This is a genomic window from Cohnella sp. WQ 127256 (assembly GCF_024519285.1).
In the GTDB taxonomy this organism is placed as follows: Bacteria; Bacillota; Bacilli; order Paenibacillales; family Paenibacillaceae; genus Cohnella.
The window spans coordinates 366331-380511 of the sequence record NZ_JAMZCY010000001.1 but is presented as its reverse complement, the minus strand read 5'-3'; the positions used below and the strand labels follow the sequence as shown (position 1 = coordinate 380511).

Annotated in this window: 9 protein-coding genes; 2 read left to right on the top strand and 7 right to left on the bottom strand. The window is 46.4% G+C overall.

Going from position 1 to position 14181, the window contains the following annotated elements; all coding sequences use genetic code 11:
* Positions 1-77 precede the first annotated feature (77 nt).
* The 4 genes from M1K58_RS01535 to M1K58_RS01520 all read right to left on the bottom strand — a co-directional run bounded on the left by M1K58_RS01535 (position 78) and on the right by M1K58_RS01520 (position 5479).
* A complete protein-coding gene (locus M1K58_RS01535) occupies positions 78-1844 on the bottom strand; it encodes a glycoside hydrolase family 36 protein (RefSeq protein ID WP_256756905.1) in 1767 nt (588 codons plus the stop codon).
* A gap of 27 nt (positions 1845-1871) precedes the next feature.
* Entirely contained in the window at positions 1872-3545 is a 1674-nt protein-coding gene (locus M1K58_RS01530) for a type 2 periplasmic-binding domain-containing protein (RefSeq protein ID WP_256756904.1), read from the bottom strand.
* 86 nt (positions 3546-3631) lie between these two features.
* Positions 3632-4516 carry a carbohydrate ABC transporter permease gene (locus M1K58_RS01525; protein WP_256756903.1) on the bottom strand — a complete coding sequence of 295 codons (885 nt, stop codon included), beginning with the start codon at positions 4514-4516 and terminating at the stop codon, positions 3632-3634.
* A gap of 36 nt (positions 4517-4552) precedes the next feature.
* Entirely contained in the window at positions 4553-5479 is a 927-nt protein-coding gene (locus M1K58_RS01520) for an ABC transporter permease (RefSeq protein ID WP_256756902.1), read from the bottom strand.
* Positions 5480-5658: 179 nt separating this feature from the next.
* Between M1K58_RS01520 and M1K58_RS01515 the strand changes: the two genes are divergently transcribed.
* Together M1K58_RS01515 and M1K58_RS01510 are read left to right on the top strand one after the other, a co-directional pair.
* On the top strand, positions 5659-7503 hold the full coding sequence (locus M1K58_RS01515) for a sensor histidine kinase (protein ID WP_256756901.1): 1845 nt from the start codon (positions 5659-5661) through the stop codon (positions 7501-7503).
* A gap of 21 nt (positions 7504-7524) precedes the next feature.
* Complete coding sequence (locus M1K58_RS01510; RefSeq protein WP_256756900.1) at positions 7525-8994, top strand: response regulator; 1470 nt, start codon at positions 7525-7527, stop codon at positions 8992-8994.
* A gap of 59 nt (positions 8995-9053) precedes the next feature.
* Here the strand turns inward: M1K58_RS01510 and M1K58_RS01505 are convergent, their stop codons facing one another.
* From M1K58_RS01505 to M1K58_RS29605, 3 genes are read right to left on the bottom strand one after another with little or no spacing between them, the layout of a single operon-like run.
* Entirely contained in the window at positions 9054-11870 is a 2817-nt protein-coding gene (locus tag M1K58_RS01505; protein WP_256756899.1) for a carbohydrate binding domain-containing protein, read from the bottom strand.
* Positions 11871-11893: 23 nt separating this feature from the next.
* On the bottom strand, positions 11894-12652 hold the full coding sequence (locus tag M1K58_RS01500; RefSeq protein ID WP_256756898.1) for an SDR family NAD(P)-dependent oxidoreductase: 759 nt from the start codon (positions 12650-12652) through the stop codon (positions 11894-11896).
* A complete protein-coding gene (locus M1K58_RS29605; protein ID WP_256756897.1) occupies positions 12649-14157 on the bottom strand; it encodes a M81 family metallopeptidase in 1509 nt (502 codons plus the stop codon). The genes M1K58_RS01500 and M1K58_RS29605 overlap by 4 nt, the downstream gene beginning before the upstream one ends.
* Between the last annotated feature and the right edge of the window lie 24 nt (positions 14158-14181).

Here is a 14181-nt window from a genome sequence, read left to right as displayed (position 1 = left end):
CCGAAACCATCCTTATATACATCAATTGCCTCTCGCGTTGTTCATCCACTGCGAGAGGCAATCGGTTCTTTAAACGTTTACAAGATCGTGATTACTCCTGCAGGCGGTACTCCAACCTCATGAAGTCCTGCCCTCAGTTCAATATTAGCCTCCGAAACGATTACGCCTTGGCAATCCTGAATACGCATGATGCGCTTACTCATATCCTCTTGCACTCGTACAACCATGCTGTCTGATAAAGTTCCATTCACGAGAAGATAAGAAGCATCCGAACGATCCAACCTGATCACATTTTGGCCATAGGACACGTAGCAGATCTCATTATTTGCAGTTGCTTTCACAAGCGGGAATAGCAGCTCTGGATGCTCCGGCTCCAGCTTTCCGCCGAGCAGCACATGGCGATGCTCCTGCCAGAGCTTAAGCCAGAATCCAAGCATCCTACGGTGGTCCTCAGGCAGCCGATCGATCAGAACAGAAATCTGCGGCACGGAGAACAGCACATTAATGATTTGCAAAGCTGCTGATGCTGTCGGCTCCGATGGATGCCACATAATCATGTCCGAGTGTACAGCGGTATTCCCCGAGAGAAGCCGAAGATCCAACGTGCGAACACGATTGGACAACGAATCGCTTGGGCAGTCCAGCGCGCGGAAGATATTGCCGTACTTCCGCATCATTGGCCCCGTGTAACTCTGTCTAAACTCAATAAGAATGCTAGGTTTAAGTCCTTTAAGCCTAGTCATAATGTCGCTCAACAATCGGTCAACGGCTTCAGGTACCGATACATAATCCATATTCGGATGAAATGGAAGTTCTGCCTTCTCTACCTTTTCCGGTAACCGAAACGTATCAACGAAATCGAGCTTTAATCCATCTACGTCCCATTCCGATACCGCTTTCTCGTAAATGCGGATCAAATACTCTCTCACATTCGGATATCTAGGATCGACGATTCCGGCAGCCAGCTCTTCATTTACATAGAGCATTTTATCCTTTAAAGCGTGCCATGCTTTGCTTTCCTTACCAACGAACGGAACGGAATACCACAGTAGATAATCCATACCTAGCTCATGGATGCCAGCAACATGCGCCTTTAGGCTCGGAATTTTATCCGGACTAACCAGCCAATCCCCACAATACGCGTAACCGCGATTATTATCTGAGGTTTGCCAGCCATCATCAACGATAACCGCACCGCACCCAAGCTGTTGTGCTAGTCTGCATTGCTCTTCCACCTCATGTGGCGTTAACTTCTGATGGAAGCTATACCAAGTGGAGTACATCGGAACAAGCGCAGATTGAGGCACTTCTGCCGGTTCGTAACCCGGCATCGAGCTCCACCACTGCTCAACCTGTAGCAACGATTCATAATAGGGAATGTTGCGGGTATCTACCCACAATTCAGCTTGATATTCCAGTAATGGCACTGCTTGTTCTCCGAATAGCTCAACCTCACACTTAAATACAGCCGTCTCTTCGTTCACACCCGCCTTTAGAATAAGCGGGTGAAGTGCGTCCGAGAAAGCGAACGTCATCCGATTGCGACCTCTATTGTTAAATAAGCAGCCAACGGGGGCATTGTAAGTCGCCCTCGTCCGGAAGCCTGTCGCCCAGTCGGCAGACAATACCCTGTTCCTGCCTGCGCCAGGATGCCACAGATGATGAATATCGCAAATCGGATGCGTCCAGTTGAGCTTGATCGGAGGAGGAACGATGGCTGCGGGGAACTGCAGTTCAATCGTTATTCGCTCAAGACCGTCCACAATGGACTGCCTCGTGAGAGCAACCTGTGAACCGCTTGGTGCCCCAGCAATCGTATACTCATGTTCAAAAGCTTGTGTCATGACTTTTCCTCCGAATTTCATGCTAGCTTAACGATTGGCATTATTAGCTTGGTATCTTTCTGTCCATGCTTTCTCTACTTCTGCAAGCCCTAATTTATCAGCCTTTTCCATAAATTCAGCATAGAGTGAAAGTGCTGTTGCCTCATCTTTAGCGAAAATAAACTTAGAGAAATAACCCGTGTACAGATCAATGATTTTCTTCTCTGTAATCCCGATAGCACTTGTAGAATCAAGGTTCATATTAGATAATGTTGGATCGTATTCGACATATTGACCGAACATCTTGTTGTACTCGATGAACTCCTTATCATTCGCATCCCATTCCGGTCCGTTCCACCAAACAGAGTTCGCGGATAACCAGTATTCTGACAATTTGTTCTGTTTAGATACGCCATCCCAATCCTTCTGCAGTGCAGCCCAGTATTCTGGCAAGTAAGTCGCTTTACCATCTACCATATGGTAATGAGCACCTTTAAGAGGATCCGTGTACGTCTCGCCCTCCACTCCCCATTTGGTCAACTTATGCCCTTCTTCAGAGGAGAGGAACGCAAGGAACTCAATCGCTCTCTTAGGATCCTTGTTTGTCTTCGGAATCGCAATCGCTGTCCAGCCGCTACCATCTCGAACCTGCTTATAAGTGCTGAAAGGAGTTAAAACAGTATAAGAGGTATTCGCATTATCTGCAGGAACCTTCGTACCATCAGCGATCGTCCATGTGTAAGAAACTGGATCACCATTGTTAATCTTTTGGCTAAAAATATCCTTCGTATCGATATAGGAATCTTTAGTGAGAAGACCTTTGGTCGCTAGCTTGTTCAAGAATTTAATGACTTCTTGGTAAGCTGGGCTTCTAAGACCTGACTTAATCGTGTCTCCGTCTTTAGTTAAAGCTTGTGCACCAAAGAAGTTTCCAGTACCGAGGGTTACGACTGACGAGGTGTTCAGATATTTAACCGTCGACACACCGACAGCATTCGTATAGAAGCCGATTTTGTCCTTATGCTTAGCTTGAATTTGCTCAAGAGCAGCGATGAACGCATCTGGATTCGATACATCTGGCTTACCGATCTCATCCCAATAATCCTGACGAATCGACCAAGTCGGTTGATTTGAACCCACGAGTGAATTATATTTTTTAGCCGCTTCAACATACTGTTCACCTTCGATAAAGCTTACAAGCGCATAGGTTTTGCCATCGCTGGATTTATAGTTAGTCAATGCCTCTTTAGGTAGTACCTCTTTGATCTCTGGCGTATATTGATCGATTAATTCATCAATGGAGTACAGCAACCCACCTTCAATCATACGTTGAAGAGCTGGATCCGTCTTATCTAAAAGAACTAGATCCGGAAGCTGTTTGTTAGATAGCATAATGTTAAGCTTCTGATTGTCATCCGATACAGGCTTCGTAATATTCAATGTGACGCCAGTTGCGGCCGTAAGATTCTTCGCAACTGGATCATTCCACTCATTTCCATACCAAGAAAAGTTAACAAACATATCAAATGTAATCGGATCCGTCGATCGTGCTTCATTGCTTGGTTCCGAGCTAGCACTAGCCGTTTCCGTACTGCTGGGCTGCGCTGATGGCGATGATGACGTTGCTGCTTCATTGTTATTTTTCGACGAACAGGCTGCCAACAAACCAATCACCATGAGCACACACATAACCATTGCAAGATTACTTTTCATCTTCTTCATGCAGGTATGACCTCCTGTACTTTTTTTTTATATTTTAACTTGATAGCCGCTGAGCAAGCCAGCTACAAGTCAAAAGCAGCTTTATGCTACGCTTTGATCGAGCCTACGAGCATCCCTTTTACGAAAAATCTCTGAACAAATGGATAGAGTAGCGTTATCGGTAAGATTGAAACAAATAGAGTAGCATATCGAAGGGATTCCATCGTCACCTTCGACTGATGAGTGCCCAAATACTGCTGAATTTGCTGCTGCGCCTCATTGAGCGATAGCAACCGAATAAGGATGACAGGCAATGTCTGCAAATGCTCCTGAGAGATGAAGAAGGAAGGAATAAAATAATCATTCCAATGATGAACCCCTACGAATAAAGCGATAGTGGCCACAACAGGCATCGAGAGTGGAATGACGATTTTGAAAAAGATGAACAGTTCATTCGCCCCGTCCATATAAGCCGATTCGAATAGCTCCTTAGGCAGCTCTCTGAAAAAAGCCATAAACAGTAAGCAGTGAAAAAAGGTGAATAAGGAAGGCAAAATATAGACGAGAAAGTTATCTAGCAAATGAAGTTCATTCAATACAAAATACAAAGGAATGAGTCCGCCGGAAAAATACATCGTAACGATAGCTAGCATCAAATACAGCTTCCTGAATCTCAGCTTTTCCTTCGTCAACGCGTATGCAGCCATTCCAGTAACCAGCACCGCTGTAATTGTACCTGCCACGGTTCTTAGTACAGACATACCCAGTCCCGTAAGAAGGTAGTTCTGTTTGAATACCATACGATAGTTTTCTAAGGAGAACTTCCTTGGGTATAGGTAGATCTGCCCTCGGGCAGCATCCGCTCCATCATTGAGTGAATTTATAAGAACATAATAGAGCGGATAAGCAGCTACAATAAGCAAGAGGCTTGCCAGAAGAACAGCAACGAAATTAACAGATTTGTCTTCCCATGTCATCTTAATTGCATTCATCCGGTTCAGTCCTTTCTTGAGGTCAGATCAACGAGCTTAAAAAATATTGCTACCATTCATTTTCTTAGCTCCCCAATTCGCAAGAAGAAGGAGCACAAGGGCTACGCAGGATTGGAATAGATCTACAGCAGTAGCGAAAGCATATCTCATCTGCAACAACCCATTATCCAACGTATAGTAGCCAAGCACATAAGAGGCGTCTCTATTAAACACGTTTCCTAACAAATAGGATTGGTTAAAGTTGGAGCCCCCGTAGATGATATTCCCAATATGCAGGATCAACAGTACCATGATGGTACCTCTAATGGCAGGCAAGTTGATGTGCCAGATCGTACGTAGTCTTCCGGCTCCATCGACTTTAGCAGCTTCATAGATTTCTGTATTAATGCCTGCAATCGCAGCAAGATAGATGATCGCTCCCCAGCCCGTCTCCTGCCACAAGTCTAGGGAAGCACCCAATAACCAGAAATGACTAGATTCTGCTAAAAACTCGATCGGCTTATCGATAATGCCAAGTCCACTAAGAATTTTATTGATAATCCCCTTCGGATCAAGGAAGATCATCGCAATTGTCGCAATAATTACGTAAGACAGAAAATGTGGTAATGTCGTAAGGGTTTGCGCCCATTTTTTGAAGCGTGCAAACGGAATTTCATTCAATAATAGAGCAAATATAACCGGTGCCAGAAAAGTAATGAGCAGCTTGATCGAGCTCATGGCCAATGTGTTTCGAAGAGCAGTCTGAAACCTATCATCTGCGAACATCTCGCGGAAATGTGCGAATCCGATCCACTTTCCTCCGAACAAGCCGTCGAGCACGTTATATTCCTTGAAGGCGATGATAATCCCGAACATCGGGAGATAGCTGAAGATCAGCATCGTCAACAACGCGGGTAACACCATAAGCTGGAGCATTGCCTGGTTATCCCATTTTCGAATTCCTTTATTCCTATCTAGCTGCAAATGGAGCCACCCTCCTTCTAAAGGAATCTCTTTCATAGCTAAATTGTAAACGTTATCATGAACGGAAATCAGGAGAAATTCTTTAGGTTTAGTCGAATATTTATTGCTATTTATAAGAGGGGTGCGGGTCGTGTGGACGGAAGTTATAGATTCCCCTACAATAATAGGGAGGGAGGCGTATGATGAGAAGATTATCGCTTTTTAGACACTTTGGCAGGCTCAGCTTCAAGTCCAAGCTGTTCTTATCGTACATGCTTATCGTACTCATTCCTGTGTCCGTAAGTGGCGCATGGATATATAATCAGGTTATTGTACCCGCTCGGGGAGAGCGCTTACTTTTAATTGAGCAGGCAATGAATCAGCTTCTTACGACAGTTGACAAAGAAGTAGATGATATCGAGAAGACAGGATACTTAATCTCGACAAATAATGTTCTCAAAAAATCACTTCTCAAACGGTATTACGATGAATCCGAAATCATTGAGGTCATGAATACATCCATCCAATCCCTGCTGTCCTGGTTCGTAGCCACCCATAAGGATATTGGTGAATTTCACTTCTTCAATGTGAATGAGACACTTCCTGAGAGTCGATATTTTATCCCCCTCTCCACTGTGGACGATCAACCTTGGTTTTTGGATATTAAGACGCAATTCGAGAACTTCTATCCCTATTGGGAAAATCGTCATACCCAACGTGAATACCCCTATCGGAAGGATTCTCACCAACCGGTCTATTCGATGTTCTATCCGATTAATGAAGACTTCCCTGATGACACCTCCTACCTTGAATTTGAAATCGACATTAGTCATTTCTTTGCCAAGTTAGAAGCCTTAACGTTATCCAGCTCTGGCTTTGTGCTCGCCTTAGATTGGGATGGGCAAATCGCTTATGCTCCGCAAGCAGCAGTTGCGCTCGTCGAGAAGCCACAAGATCTTACGACCCTGCAACAAATAGATCCCAGGAAGATAACCTCCGGTGAACTCACCTTCAATGGAATTCCGTATCGTTACGAAGTCAAACCTATTCAGCGCTTGCAAACATCACTCGTAGGTCTTGTCCCTTTATCCGATATTAATGGACCCTGGAACCAAACCAAAAATATATTCATTCTACTCATCTTGTTCCTGACAATTCTGCTTGCCGTTCTATCCTTTCTACTCTCTGGATTGTTAATTAAAAAAATTGTTCGAATTATAAGCAATGTGCGGAAAATACAAAATGGAAACTTTCAGGTGCGAATTCCGGTTCACGGAGAGGATGAAATCGATCGACTTGCGCTCAATATTAATGCAATGGCCAGCCAAATCGATGAGCTTATTAATAGAGTGTACAAATCTCAAGTGTCGCAAAAAGAAGCCGAGCTAATGGCGTTGCAAGCTCAGATTAACCCACACTTTCTATTCAATACACTGGAAACTCTACGCATGATGGCAGAAACTCGCGATGAGCAGCAATTGTCTGATGCGATCACGGCACTTGGAAGCATTATGAGATATAACATCAATAACGGGAACATCTCTGTTACCCTCGCAACCGAAATAGAGCACATTCAGGATTACATTCAAATTCAGAACCTGCTCCATAACGAACGTATTGTTCTGCATTGTAATATTCCAGACAAGCTACAAAGCTATCAGGTTCCGAATTTGCTCCTGCAGCCTATCGTAGAAAACGCCGTCGTTCATGGCATGAAGGGTCACGTCGGCAGCTTATTCATTAGTATTACCATCACCGAAGATGACTCGAACCCTGTCCTTCGTTGTGTCATCACGGATAATGGAAGTGGCATCGAGGCTAATCGGCTAGAGCTCGTCCATCGCCAGCTATCACTTGATCCGGAGCAGCGCTCCCCTCTATCGGAGGCTAACAGCAAGATTGGTAGATCAGGTGGTGTAGCGCTTACGAATGTCAGCGATCGCATTAAGCATTATTACGAACGGGACTCTGGCATTGAACTAAGCAGTGAACCGGGACAAGGAACGACTGTAACGATAACTTTACCCACAACTCCTGAACACTAGATATTAGGTAGGTGAACAAGCATGTACCGCTTACTCATTGTTGAAGATGAAGACATTATTCGCCTAGGGATCAAGAAGATTATTCAAGAGATGGGGCTACGCCTAAGTGAGATCCTTGAAGCCTCCAGCGGGAGCGAAGCCCTGTTACTTGCTAAGAATGACCCTGTGGACATTATCATTACAGACATTAAGATGGATAATGGAGACGGCCTCGAGCTCATTCGTAAGCTCACAGAAACCAAATCCAACACCAAATTTATCATCCTAAGCGGTTACGGTCAGTTTGCTTTAGCCCAGCAGGCCATCTCGATGGGGGTCAGTGAATATTTACTCAAACCGATCAAGAAAAAAAATCTGTTCGATGCGTTAACGAAGCTCATAGCGCAGCTTGATGCGACAAAGCCTTTAGCATCAGTGGAAAGCACCCACACCTCATCGGTTTATAACCATCGCTATCTATTCGCGGTCTGTCTGCCACTCGCTGACTATAAGCCTCCTCAGGTAGATAAGAAGTCCGAGAAGGTCGTCCATCCAGAATCCTTGTCCGCTCATCTGTACTCCCACAATCGATCAGACAGTGGGTATGTCGAAATGATTATTGGGATCGCTACGGCTACAGTGACAGGGAATCGCCAGCTATATCAGCTCGTCGTAAATCTATTAACCCAACAAGGGCTATTGAAAAATCTGACACCGACGATTGGAATCAGTCCCTATTCTGAAGAGTCAGAAATGCTACCGAGGTTAATCGAGCAGTCCTCTTACGCGTTAGATTTCCGACTGCTTCGCCCAAGTATAAGGCACTTCAGCTTCAAAGAGATTGCATCATCCAACTCGCCCTTCATGAACTCGAATGTGTTCACACAGTCGATTCGCAGCGCTCTTCACGAACGCAATCTTCAACCGTTGCTTCAAGCGGTTGAGGACTGGTTTAGATTCAACCTACAGCAGCCGGATATCACTCCTAGCTTCATCATTGAAACCTTATACAGCCTGTTAGTCTTCTCCGAATTCAATTCCGAGAAGGAGAACGAATGGAACTGGCAAACCCATAACGATCTCATTCGTATGTATCGAGGATCTGACTCGTTCGAACAATTCAAAGATCGCGTGAAGGATCGATTCGCCCAGATTCAGAGAGCAACAGCCCGCAACCGTCCAATTGATAGCAATGCGATCTCCTTCATCGTCAAGTACCTTGAGCGGCATTATGATCAGAATATCACTCTAAGCTCAGCTGCCGAGCAAATCTTTATGAATCCGAGCTATTTCAGCACCTTATTCAAGAAGAAAACAGGCATCAACTTCGTTCATTATTTACAAAAGCTGCGAATTGAGAAGTCCAAGGACCTTCTCCTCCATTCCCAACTCAAAATTTATGAGGTCGCTACGCAATGTGGCTTTACCGATGAGAAATACTTCTTCAAAGTATTCAAAAACTTAACTGGCTTGACCCCGAACGAATACCGTGACAAAAGCGATTATCAATAACTTAATGGACAAAAAAATAGTCTCGACACCCCTTAAGGTAATCGAGACTACGCTATTATTTATTCATTGTCCTCATCATTGTGCGCTTTACCTTTAGCTTTGACCTTAATCTCAAGTTGGTCACTCAGAGAGAGTCCATTCAGGATTGAACTAGCCGTGATCGTCGTATTCCCGATACCCTGAATTGTTACCTTCCCCTCTGTGTTCACCGTCGCCACGGAAGGATTAGAACTGAGATAGGTGATGGCTCCGTCGTCCACACGCACTTTTTTTCCTTTACCATTCAGAACCTTCACATCCAGTTTAACCTTCTGGTTTACTTTCACTTCTGTCTTGTTGGCTGAGAGGACTAAGCGGGTCGGCACATCGAATAATTCTCGCAGAACCACATCATCCACAAAAATAGAATCGCTCCCAACTTCCCTCTTCGCGTAAACCTGTGCACTACTGTAATTAGAAGGGACAAGGAAAGATACACTGCCCTTACGATAGGTGGTATCGTTCATGTTAAACGAATACTGTCCTACTACTTCGCCAATTCCATCCTTCAACACAATTCCGATTTCTGCGTAATCCCCCGGTGCCATTGACTTAGACCATGCACTCAACTGATAAATGCTTTCTTTATTTAGCTCGGAAGTGATCGTCTGCTGTGCTCCTCCTAAATCAGGACTGAGCACAAGGGCATTTGCATCGGAATTTGCCACCAACGTTGAGCCGAGAACGTGCTTAACCTCTGCACTGCCAAAGCGTTCCCAGTTAACGTCATCAAATTCAAATCCTCCATTGTATATCCGGTTTGTTCCTGTCTTAAGATCATCCACCGCTTTTTTTGCTCCATTAACAGCGTCAAACCACACACTGCTCACACTACCGGGGATCATCCAGTCGCCACTGCCAGCGGGTTCATTATAGTACCAGACAACTTCGTCCGCTGAACGGAGCGCGTTTTCCAGAGTGTCTCTCATAATGGTCGGATCCATCGGGTAATTGGCCATCCAATGCTCATTATAGACGCCGAAAGCCAGGTTTGAATTTTGAGCATATTTACTTCTTAAATCCTCAGGTATAAAAGCATTATTGCTGTATGCGTCGGCCAATTCATATTTGCGGAATTGATAGGCGTCTTCAAAATCCCCTTGAGAACGCATTAAATAGAGTTCGCCGCCGTCAATGACCTTCGCATGGTTTCCGGAAGCGTCAGCAGCTTGCATCATCCCTATGAAAAAGGGTCCCATCAGATTGACTGTTCCGACTACATTTTTGACGAACCAATCTGGCTTGTTAGGGTCTGTAATATACGGTCCATGCAGCACCAGAACGGAAGCTTCCGGCATTTCGCTAATGATGGCGTTCATCATCTGCCTACCTCTGTCACGGGCCTTATCTTGATATTCCTGTAAAGACTTCTCTGTATAAAATGAGGTTTGAGGATAATTCGTAAATCGACCGAAATACTCCTCATTATCATAAAGAATACGCTTTATCCCAACCTTCTTAGCAGCACGGGCGAAATTTTTCATGTTGCTTTCGACCACTGCCCAGCCTTCATCGTCAAACAGATCACCCGTTCTTCCCGTCGTATCCGCAGGATCAGAAGGACGGTTGGAGAAAACCTCCAGGTAATTTTTGTTCACCTTCTTAAACAAGCCTTTAAGAACCTTGAGCTCCTCCATCATCGTCTCATAGGAGACCGACTCTCGGCTCATAAGCTTGGAAGAAAATGTTGGGGTTATGGTTATGCCATCGAAGGGCAGCGATTCAATATGCTCGATATTTTCCTTCACTTTTGCCGGCCATGTGGTGCCCGCTCCCGGATGCTCCATTAGCAATAGATGCGGCTGTTTTTTCGATGGTTCATTCAGAACCGTTCGGGCCGTCCGCTTCGGTATTTCCACCGTACCTTGAGCACTCCACTCCGTAATCGTGAAGTCATCCACAGCGACCCAACCGGTTCCTGGCTCTTTCCAAATGACGACTGTCGCCTTCGAGAAACCTGCTGGAGCTGTAAAATATAAGGTGTAGTCATTGTAAGCGGAGGAATCAACCGTTACGCGACTGCCTTGCAGTCCAAGTCCCGGCACATCCCAGAAGTTAATCCCGACCACATTCAATTCCGCCGGACCGACTCTTTTCCCTTTGAAGGTTAGCTTGTAGCTTTTACCCGAATCGATATTAACCGTCTGCTCGCGACTGCTGGCATTAACCATCAATGCTTGGCTTCCGGTTGCAGAGTCGCTAGTGAGTTGTTCAACAGTGTCTGGCCATGTCAAGTCCCATCCCGCAAGTCCTTCCTCGAATCCAGGGTTAACGACCTGATTAGCAAGCTCAACCAGCTCAACATCATCTACATAAACCCATCCGGCTCCGGGTTCCTTCCAAATGACAATTGTCGAAGATGAGAACCCGATTGGAGCGGTAAAATAAATCTCGTATTTCTTGTATACGTTGGAATCAACAGCAACACGAGCTCCCTGAAGGCCTACACCTGGCACATCCCAGAAGTTCATACCGACGACGTTTTGCTCAGCTGGACCCCCAGTCTTGGCCCAAAAAGTTAATTTATAGCTTTTTTCTGGTTCAATCGGCACCGTCTGTTCTTGGCTGCTTTGTTTAACTCTGATCGCCTTGCTACCGCTATGTGCATCATAAGTGGCTTCTACGACTGAATCTGGAAAAGATACGTCCCAGCCGCTGAGGTCATATTCAAACCCGGGATTCTGAACGAGATTCGGATTGACACTGGCCAACGATGCTTGATCATTTTCTTCCGCCCAAGCTCCCATTGGAAACGAAACAGAAGCAATTATCAACTGTAGGATTAAAATAAAGGCCGTCATTTTTGAAAAATGTCTTGGAGTCGGTATCATTCGCATTGTCATTTTCCCCCTTCGAATGGTCAGGATAATTTGATCAATTGCCCTCCATCAACAACCAAGCAATGGCCTGTCATGTAACGCGATTCATCGGATGCCATGAACAAGGCGGTATCCGCGATTTCTTCCGGCTGTCCGACCCGCCCGAGCGGAATAGTTCGCAAATAAGGAGCCAATGCCTCAGGATTGACGATCTGCGCTCGGGTCAACCTCGTTTCGATATACCCAGGGCAAAGTGAATTGACCCGGATACCGTATGGTGCTAACTCAAGTGCCATCGACATCGTCAGCAGGTTTATTCCGCCCTTTGAGGCGTTATAATGAGCCTGATCAGCTTCAGCTGCAAGTCCGTTAACGCTGGACATGTTAATGATCGAGCCTCGCGTTCCTTGCTTCACCATCTCCCGGGCGACCAGCTGCCCGACCAGGAATGTCCCTTTGAGGTTGATGGCCATATGCCGATCCCAATCCGCTTCCTCAATATCCAGAAATGAGGCGGGCTCACATATCCCTGCATTATTGACGACAATGTCGATCGAACCCCACTGCTGGAGCACACTGTCGACCATATGCTGCACATCTTCACGCAATTGAATATCCCCTGAGATGGCAATCGCTTCCTGACCTTTGGCAGTTATAACCGACACAGCTTCATCAAGCGCTTGTCTGTTCCAATCCATGATAGCCACCCGGGCTCCTTCGGCAGCGAAGCGTTGCGCCGTCGCGAAGCCAATGCCCATCGACCCTCCAGTTATGACCGCTGTTTTTCCATGTAATCTCATCGCAAACCCTCTCTCTTGCCCCCATATCTCGGAGTCGGCTCTTCGTCCAATGGATAGACAGGTCTCACAACGTTCTGGTACATAAAATGCTGCAAGTTTGAGCTGCAGCAGCCAGGAGAATCAACGTTGATCACCTTTTTGACAAAAGCTTCGAACGCAGTCTGCCATGCGATTGCCGATTTGGCTACGATAATCTTGTAATCTTCAGGCCATAGACCGACGGAGCGGATGTGTCCGAGATCCCAAGGTGCCGTCCGTTTCTCGGTTAGTACTAGTGTCAGCAAACCACACTCGACAACAGCCGTCCGTCCCATATCGGCGCGGTGTCCCGTCATGTAAGGCCCGACGTGAGAGTAGATACCATCGAAGAGCAAGCGAATGCGGCTACGTATGAAGACAGGATCACCATGTAGAGCATCTGTGTTACCGCCGATGTCCGTTGCCAGTTCGCCGCCAACGCCAATTTCGAAAGCAGATACTACCGCCTTCGGATCACAGATGACAACCAATGCCTTTTGCGGAACATCAACAAGGTGCTTCAGCAAGTGGGTAGCATCCCCAGGAGCCCCTCCGCCCACATTGTCGGAGCCTTCACTGAGTAGAACCGGACCGATAGGCTCCGCCAGTGCAGCAGCAACCGCTTCGGCAGGCTCGAGGTACATGACATTAAACGTTTCACGATGCTCCAGTGCCCACCCCACCAGTTCGGTTACGTAACGGTTGGCTAAATTGCGGTCACCATCGGTCGTAACCACAATGGACATTCCAGCATCCGGGACGTCGCTGTAAGGAAATCCGCCCGCCACTGTGACGTTGAGCACCTGTTCGTTGCCTTCCACTACGAATGCGAGATCCATTAATGTCTTCATACTGCCTTTAGCGGTCATCATTCCCTGTGGCACAACAAGCATTCCCGTATGCCCAATAGCTTGAACCGGTTGAATCTGGCCACGGATTTGCTGGATCAACAATTCGATTGCCTCTACCGCACGTTCGAACATATCCACATGAGGGTAGGTGTCATAGCCTACAATAAAATCCGACAATTCCACCATGGATGAGCTGATGTTCGCATGCAGGTCTACCGTCAAAGCAATGGGAAATTCGCCTCCCCATCGTGCACGTAGCTTGCGAAGAAGCTCGCCTTCCACGTCGTCATACTGTTCAGATACCATCGCACCGTGCATGATGAGCACAAGGCCGTTTGCACTCGGGTCAACAGATTCAACAACTGCATCAATTAGAATATCAGCCGCATCCTCCTTCACCATTCCACTAGGCGTCGCTGCCGCGTAAAATCCCGGCAGGAGCTGCGCTTCATGAGCCAAAGCGGCTTCGATGATGCCGCCCATTGTAGTTCGTGTACCCGCATAACGATCGATAAAAGCTTTCCCGCCAACAATCCACTCGCTGTTAAACGCCTCCAGCCCAGTTAGGCCGGGTGCGAATGTATTCGTTTCATGCATGATGCCGGCCACGGCAATTCGTAAAGGTAGACGGTCCACTGCCTGCTCCTCCCTTCGCTTTTT

Bases quoted from the DNA above. Each gene is read 5' to 3' on its own strand.
- M1K58_RS01535 (WP_256756905.1), bottom strand. From the start codon at position 1,844: ATGACACAAGCTTTTGAACATGAGTATACGATTGCTGGGGCACCAAGC.
- M1K58_RS01530 (WP_256756904.1), bottom strand. From the start codon at position 3,545: ATGAAGAAGATGAAAAGTAATCTTGCAATGGTTATGTGTGTGCTCATG.
- M1K58_RS01525 (WP_256756903.1), bottom strand. From the start codon at position 4,516: ATGAATGCAATTAAGATGACATGGGAAGACAAATCTGTTAATTTCGTT.
- M1K58_RS01515 (WP_256756901.1), top strand. From the start codon at position 5,659: ATGATGAGAAGATTATCGCTTTTTAGACACTTTGGCAGGCTCAGCTTC.
- M1K58_RS01510 (WP_256756900.1), top strand. From the start codon at position 7,525: ATGTACCGCTTACTCATTGTTGAAGATGAAGACATTATTCGCCTAGGG.
- M1K58_RS01505 (WP_256756899.1), bottom strand. From the start codon at position 11,870: ATGCGAATGATACCGACTCCAAGACATTTTTCAAAAATGACGGCCTTT.
- M1K58_RS01500 (WP_256756898.1), bottom strand. From the start codon at position 12,652: ATGAGATTACATGGAAAAACAGCGGTCATAACTGGAGGGTCGATGGGC.